The organism is Pseudidiomarina fusca (genome assembly GCF_032227045.1).
Lineage (GTDB): Bacteria > Pseudomonadota > Gammaproteobacteria > Enterobacterales > Alteromonadaceae > Pseudidiomarina > Pseudidiomarina fusca.
The window spans coordinates 1-6,704 of sequence record NZ_JANFPJ010000054.1 but is presented as its reverse complement, the minus strand read 5'-3'; the positions used below and the strand labels follow the sequence as shown (position 1 = coordinate 6,704).

At 51.0% G+C, this 6,704-nt stretch carries 8 protein-coding genes; 4 read left to right on the top strand and 4 right to left on the bottom strand.

What is annotated here, in order from left to right; all coding sequences use genetic code 11:
• The 4 genes from NOG12_RS12730 to pgi (NOG12_RS12715) form a co-directional block, all read right to left on the bottom strand.
• Positions 1-313: hypothetical protein (locus NOG12_RS12730; RefSeq protein WP_313933451.1), on the bottom strand; the 313-nt coding region annotated here is incomplete at its 3' end.
• 68 nt (positions 314-381) lie between these two features.
• Positions 382-678: a hypothetical protein gene (locus NOG12_RS12725; protein WP_313933452.1), complete on the bottom strand. Its 297-nt coding sequence runs from the start codon at positions 676-678 to the stop codon at positions 382-384.
• A 539-nt stretch (positions 679-1,217) separates the two neighbouring features.
• Positions 1,218-1,718: a transcription/translation regulatory transformer protein RfaH gene (gene rfaH / locus NOG12_RS12720; RefSeq protein ID WP_313933453.1), complete on the bottom strand. Its 501-nt coding sequence runs from the start codon at positions 1,716-1,718 to the stop codon at positions 1,218-1,220.
• 87 nt (positions 1,719-1,805) lie between these two features.
• Positions 1,806-3,302 (bottom strand): glucose-6-phosphate isomerase, encoded by a 1,497-nt coding sequence (gene pgi, locus NOG12_RS12715; RefSeq protein ID WP_313933454.1) that lies wholly within the window; start codon positions 3,300-3,302, stop codon positions 1,806-1,808.
• Between the two features lie 100 nt (positions 3,303-3,402).
• Here pgi (NOG12_RS12715) and pgi (NOG12_RS12710) point away from each other — a divergent pair, with 100 nt between their 5' ends.
• The 4 genes from pgi (NOG12_RS12710) to NOG12_RS12695 form a co-directional block, all read left to right on the top strand.
• Entirely contained in the window at positions 3,403-4,899 is a 1,497-nt protein-coding gene (pgi, locus tag NOG12_RS12710) for a glucose-6-phosphate isomerase (protein WP_313933454.1), read from the top strand.
• A gap of 87 nt (positions 4,900-4,986) precedes the next feature.
• Positions 4,987-5,487, top strand: coding sequence for a transcription/translation regulatory transformer protein RfaH (gene rfaH / locus NOG12_RS12705; RefSeq protein ID WP_313933453.1), 501 nt, complete (start codon positions 4,987-4,989; stop codon positions 5,485-5,487).
• Positions 5,488-6,026: 539 nt separating this feature from the next.
• Positions 6,027-6,323, top strand: coding sequence for a hypothetical protein (locus NOG12_RS12700; protein WP_313933452.1), 297 nt, complete (start codon positions 6,027-6,029; stop codon positions 6,321-6,323).
• 68 nt (positions 6,324-6,391) lie between these two features.
• Positions 6,392-6,704, top strand: a 313-nt coding sequence (locus NOG12_RS12695) for a hypothetical protein (protein ID WP_313933451.1), incomplete at its 3' end; no start/stop codon positions are given.

Genomic DNA, 6,704 nt, shown 5'->3' with positions numbered 1-6,704 from the left:
GAGCTTGTTCTGGAGTCAGCGTGATGTCTTCTTTGGCGCCGAAAGCAATATCGAGGCTCTCGCGTAAATTTTTACCGAACAGGCTATCTAATAGCGATTCTTGTTCTTGGCTTTGTTGCTGCTGTTGCAATGCGTTGGTGGTTTGGTTAGTTTGGGCTGCATGGGCTGTTTGCGCGCCACTGAGCTGGCTTACACTTAGTATGGATACAAGTGTAACGCAAGCAATAAAAAAGCCACTGAAACTCAGCGGCTTTTTATCATGTTTGATACTTAGCTTCTTACTTGCTTTATTAAGCTTAGTTTTGAATAACATGCGCGATGGCTATGTAATAACTTAGTTAAGCGTTACTACAATCGGCTAAGTTGACGACTAACAGCAACTTAGTTAGTTGCTGTAGTGGTCGTAATTGGAGCTGGGGTATCGTCATCATCCTCAGTAGCAACGACGGTAATTACGCCAACGGCTACTGCGCCAGCAACTACTACTGGTACCGTTAAGCCAAGGCCGAAACCTAAGCCACCGGCTGCACCAGCGCCTGCTGCACCAGCACCCGCGCCTGCGCCAGCACCTGCTCCACCACCAGCGCCGCCAGCACCACCTGTGCCGCCTGACTGGGCGAACGCAGCTGGAGACAATGCTAATACTGCAGCAGCGATTAAAGCTGTTAATGTTTTCATAATAACTCCTTGGAAATATCCGAATTCGTATTTCTGCTTACAAATACTTAGTTGAAAGCATAGCAATACGTGATTATTTTGCAACCAGTTTTACATGGCTTTGTCGTTAAACTTTTCTTGCTCGAGCATTTTTGAGACTTGCAAACACGCTACCGCCCTTAGGTTGCGGTTCCTAAATACCGATAGCGAGCTTTTGATTTTTCTCGGTAGGGTTGCTTGCACTTGGTCTTAAGGTCGGCTTTAAGACTTTATGTTGAAGCTGTTTTAGGAAAGTTCGACCATCACAAGTAGGTAGGTGATTGGTACTTTCCATATACCGGTTCTTATTATTTATTATCTAGTTAGCGTTTTTATCTGGCATCAATGTATGTTTGTTGATGCTGGATTTTACGCTGGTAAGGTTGATCGGTTAAATGTTAAACAAAATCGAATAACCCCACAGACCGCACTATTAAAGCACATTAGGAGATCTCCTACAACGTGCATTTAACAATTTTTACACTCGATGAATGTTATATTACAGCGCCAATATGACGCTTTTATGATCGACGAATTTGACTAAATTCGTACTCGGCTTGCACTTCTTTTTGCAACCAATTTAACAGCACAATACAGCGGCTCTCGCCATCCAAACCAACGATTTGCGCCATAAAGCCTTTGAACGGGCCTTCGGTGATTTCTACCTGTTCACCAATTTGCGGCATGGCAGCGATGGTGGCTTTCTGAATGGTGCTAGATTGCGCATTGAGCTGCTTCATTTCTTCGATTAACGCGTCAGGCACTGTCGCAGGACGTTCACCAAAGGTTAAAAGCTTACTCACCCCAAAGGTACTGCGCACTTTATGGAACTTGCCGGCGTAATCGTCAAGATCGGCAAACACATAACCGGGAAACAACGGCTCAGTAACCGGGGTGCGCTTGCCACGCCGGATCTTCTGCAAAGTGATCTCCGGTAAAAACGCAACGATGCCCTGATTCTCAAGATTCAGCTTAGCGCGCCCTTCTTGCCGAGGCTTAGTGCGTACAACGTACCAGGTCATGCAAACTCCTTTGGTTCTTGAGGGACTTGCAGACCCAGCTCTGGACCCGGGTCCGGAGCAGGGTCCGAAGGTGGGGCTGCAAGTTCCTCACATGCGGCGGATGATGCTGTCGGTGCTGGCGTCGAAGGTGGTGTCGGCTTGGCCGTCAATCACCTTCAAGATGTCGGTGGCGCAGGTCTTGCCTTTCTCGACGCCGGGCTGGTCGAAGCTATTCAGGCCCCAAATCACGCCTTGGGTAAACACCTTATGCTCGTAAGCGGCAATGATAGCACCAAAGCTATGAGGGGTTAACTCATCCACGTACAGTAAATTGGTTGGATGATTGCCGATGTACGTGTTGCGGGCATCGTCGCTGGTGTGGCCTTCCCACATGAGTTTACGATGGGCTAGGCAGTTGCTCACAGCTAACCGTTGTTGCTCCCTCAGTGCGGCTTGTACGGCTGGGGTAAAGCCTGGCGCGTGGCGATGCAGCACCGCCAAGAAGTCGGCGGTAAAGGTATCCCAGCCTTGGTGTAGATGCTGGAAGAATGCGTGCTGCCCGTTCGGGCCGTAACCGCCCCAGATGATAGGACCGGTCGGGGTAGTTAGCGGCTGGTTGTCATGGGTGGCTTGCTTGCCGTTACTTTCCATATCCAGCTGTTGCATGTAGCTGGGTAGGTAACGCAGGCGACCGTCGTAAGGCAAAATGGCGACGTTGTTGATGTTGCGCTGCTCGCGGTTGTACACGCCAAGTAGCGCCAGCAACACCGGTATGTTCTGGGTTGGGTCGTCCACTTCAGCGAAGTGCTCGTCCATGGCTTTGGCGCCGTCCAACATTTTGCTGAATTGGTTGGAGCCGATGGTCAGCGCAATCGGCAGGCCAATCGCCGACCACATGCTGAAGCGTCCACCTACCGAATCAGCAAAGCTCAGTTGTTGGCTGGGCGGGATGCCGAAATCTGTCATGGCTTGGTTGTTGGCGCTAACGCCAATCACGTGCCGACTCAACCATTGCTCTTCGGTTAGGTGCGGCTGCAGCCACTGTTTTACGGTGTTGACGTTTGCCAAGGTGTCGATGGTACCGAAGCTTTTACTCGCGATAATAAACAATGTGGTTTCAGGGTCGATGATGGGCAGCACCGCGTACAGCTGCCCGCCGTCCATCGAGCTCACAAAGTGGGTGTGCAGCGTGTGCAGGCTATTATCGTCGGCGAATTCTTTGAGCGCAAACGAGCCCATCATGGGGCCTAAGTCGGAGCCACCTACGCCGATATTGACCACGTCCGTAATAGGTTTGCCGGTGGCACCCAACCACTGGCCGCTGCGTAGGCTACGGACGATTTCAGTGAAGCGATTCTTACCATTACCGGCTTTCACCACGTTGTGAATGCTGCGGTTGAGCACGTGGCTGACGTTGCGGTTCTCGGTTTTGTTCCGGAATTCGCCTTTCATCAGCTGCTGTTTCAGCTTGCTGAAATTGGCCGGCAGTTTGGTCTGGGCGTAGTCGCTGATCTGCTCAGGGGTGAGTCCCTGATAGCTGTAATCGAGGTTCAGAAATTCCGTTTCGACGGTGTAGGTCGTGGTAGTCGGGGTGTTGTTGACCATGGGTGCTCCTTTGTTGAGGAACTTGCGGCCCCACCTCTGGACCCGGCTCCGGAGCCGGGTCCAGAGGTGGGGCCGCAAGTTCCTCAACAAAGGAGCACCCATGGTCAACAACACCCCGACTACCACGACCTACACCGTCGAAACGGAATTTCTGAACCTCGATTACAGCTATCAGGGACTCACCCCTGAGCAGATCAGCGACTACGCCCAGACCAAACTGCCGGCCAATTTCAGCAAGCTGAAACAGCAGCTGATGAAAGGCGAATTCCGGAACAAAACCGAGAACCGCAACGTCAGCCACGTGCTCAACCGCAGCATTCACAACGTGGTGAAAGCCGGTAATGGTAAGAATCGCTTCACTGAAATCGTCCGTAGCCTACGCAGCGGCCAGTGGTTGGGTGCCACCGGCAAACCTATTACGGACGTGGTCAATATCGGCGTAGGTGGCTCCGACTTAGGCCCCATGATGGGCTCGTTTGCGCTCAAAGAATTCGCCGACGATAATAGCCTGCACACGCTGCACACCCACTTTGTGAGCTCGATGGACGGCGGGCAGCTGTACGCGGTGCTGCCCATCATCGACCCTGAAACCACATTGTTTATTATCGCGAGTAAAAGCTTCGGTACCATCGACACCTTGGCAAACGTCAACACCGTAAAACAGTGGCTGCAGCCGCACCTAACCGAAGAGCAATGGTTGAGTCGGCACGTGATTGGCGTTAGCGCCAACAACCAAGCCATGACAGATTTCGGCATCCCGCCCAGCCAACAACTGAGCTTTGCTGATTCGGTAGGTGGACGCTTCAGCATGTGGTCGGCGATTGGCCTGCCGATTGCGCTGACCATCGGCTCCAACCAATTCAGCAAAATGTTGGACGGCGCCAAAGCCATGGACGAGCACTTCGCTGAAGTGGACGACCCAACCCAGAACATACCGGTGTTGCTGGCGCTACTTGGCGTGTACAACCGCGAGCAGCGCAACATCAACAACGTCGCCATTTTGCCTTACGACGGTCGCCTGCGTTACCTACCCAGCTACATGCAACAGCTGGATATGGAAAGTAACGGCAAGCAAGCCACCCATGACAACCAGCCGCTAACTACCCCGACCGGTCCTATCATCTGGGGCGGTTACGGCCCGAACGGGCAGCACGCATTCTTCCAGCATCTACACCAAGGCTGGGATACCTTTACCGCCGACTTCTTGGCGGTGCTGCATCGCCACGCGCCAGGCTTTACCCCAGCCGTACAAGCCGCACTGAGGGAGCAACAACGGTTAGCTGTGAGCAACTGCCTAGCCCATCGTAAACTCATGTGGGAAGGCCACACCAGCGACGATGCCCGCAACACGTACATCGGCAATCATCCAACCAATTTACTGTACGTGGATGAGTTAACCCCTCATAGCTTTGGTGCTATCATTGCCGCTTACGAGCATAAGGTGTTTACCCAAGGCGTGATTTGGGGCCTGAATAGCTTCGACCAGCCCGGCGTCGAGAAAGGCAAGACCTGCGCCACCGACATCTTGAAGGTGATTGACGGCCAAGCCGACACCACCTTCGACGCCAGCACCGACAGCATCATCCGCCGCATGTGAGGAACTTGCAGCCCCACCTTCGGACCCTGCTCCGGACCCGGGTCCAGAGCTGGGTCTGCAAGTCCCTCAAGAACCAAAGGAGTTTGCATGACCTGGTACGTTGTACGCACTAAGCCTCGGCAAGAAGGGCGCGCTAAGCTGAATCTTGAGAATCAGGGCATCGTTGCGTTTTTACCGGAGATCACTTTGCAGAAGATCCGGCGTGGCAAGCGCACCCCGGTTACTGAGCCGTTGTTTCCCGGTTATGTGTTTGCCGATCTTGACGATTACGCCGGCAAGTTCCATAAAGTGCGCAGTACCTTTGGGGTGAGTAAGCTTTTAACCTTTGGTGAACGTCCTGCGACAGTGCCTGACGCGTTAATCGAAGAAATGAAGCAGCTCAATGCGCAATCTAGCACCATTCAGAAAGCCACCATCGCTGCCATGCCGCAAATTGGTGAACAGGTAGAAATCACCGAAGGCCCGTTCAAAGGCTTTATGGCGCAAATCGTTGGTTTGGATGGCGAGAGCCGCTGTATTGTGCTGTTAAATTGGTTGCAAAAAGAAGTGCAAGCCGAGTACGAATTTAGTCAAATTCGTCGATCATAAAAGCGTCATATTGGCGCTGTAATATAACATTCATCGAGTGTAAAAATTGTTAAATGCACGTTGTAGGAGATCTCCTAATGTGCTTTAATAGTGCGGTCTGTGGGGTTATTCGATTTTGTTTAACATTTAACCGATCAACCTTACCAGCGTAAAATCCAGCATCAACAAACATACATTGATGCCAGATAAAAACGCTAACTAGATAATAAATAATAAGAACCGGTATATGGAAAGTACCAATCACCTACCTACTTGTGATGGTCGAACTTTCCTAAAACAGCTTCAACATAAAGTCTTAAAGCCGACCTTAAGACCAAGTGCAAGCAACCCTACCGAGAAAAATCAAAAGCTCGCTATCGGTATTTAGGAACCGCAACCTAAGGGCGGTAGCGTGTTTGCAAGTCTCAAAAATGCTCGAGCAAGAAAAGTTTAACGACAAAGCCATGTAAAACTGGTTGCAAAATAATCACGTATTGCTATGCTTTCAACTAAGTATTTGTAAGCAGAAATACGAATTCGGATATTTCCAAGGAGTTATTATGAAAACATTAACAGCTTTAATCGCTGCTGCAGTATTAGCATTGTCTCCAGCTGCGTTCGCCCAGTCAGGCGGCACAGGTGGTGCTGGCGGCGCTGGTGGTGGAGCAGGTGCTGGCGCAGGCGCGGGTGCTGGTGCAGCAGGCGCTGGTGCAGCCGGTGGCTTAGGTTTCGGCCTTGGCTTAACGGTACCAGTAGTAGTTGCTGGCGCAGTAGCCGTTGGCGTAATTACCGTCGTTGCTACTGAGGATGATGACGATACCCCAGCTCCAATTACGACCACTACAGCAACTAACTAAGTTGCTGTTAGTCGTCAACTTAGCCGATTGTAGTAACGCTTAACTAAGTTATTACATAGCCATCGCGCATGTTATTCAAAACTAAGCTTAATAAAGCAAGTAAGAAGCTAAGTATCAAACATGATAAAAAGCCGCTGAGTTTCAGTGGCTTTTTTATTGCTTGCGTTACACTTGTATCCATACTAAGTGTAAGCCAGCTCAGTGGCGCGCAAACAGCCCATGCAGCCCAAACTAACCAAACCACCAACGCATTGCAACAGCAGCAACAAAGCCAAGAACAAGAATCGCTATTAGATAGCCTGTTCGGTAAAAATTTACGCGAGAGCCTCGATATTGCTTTCGGCGCCAAAGAAGACATCACGCTGACTCCAGAACAAGCTC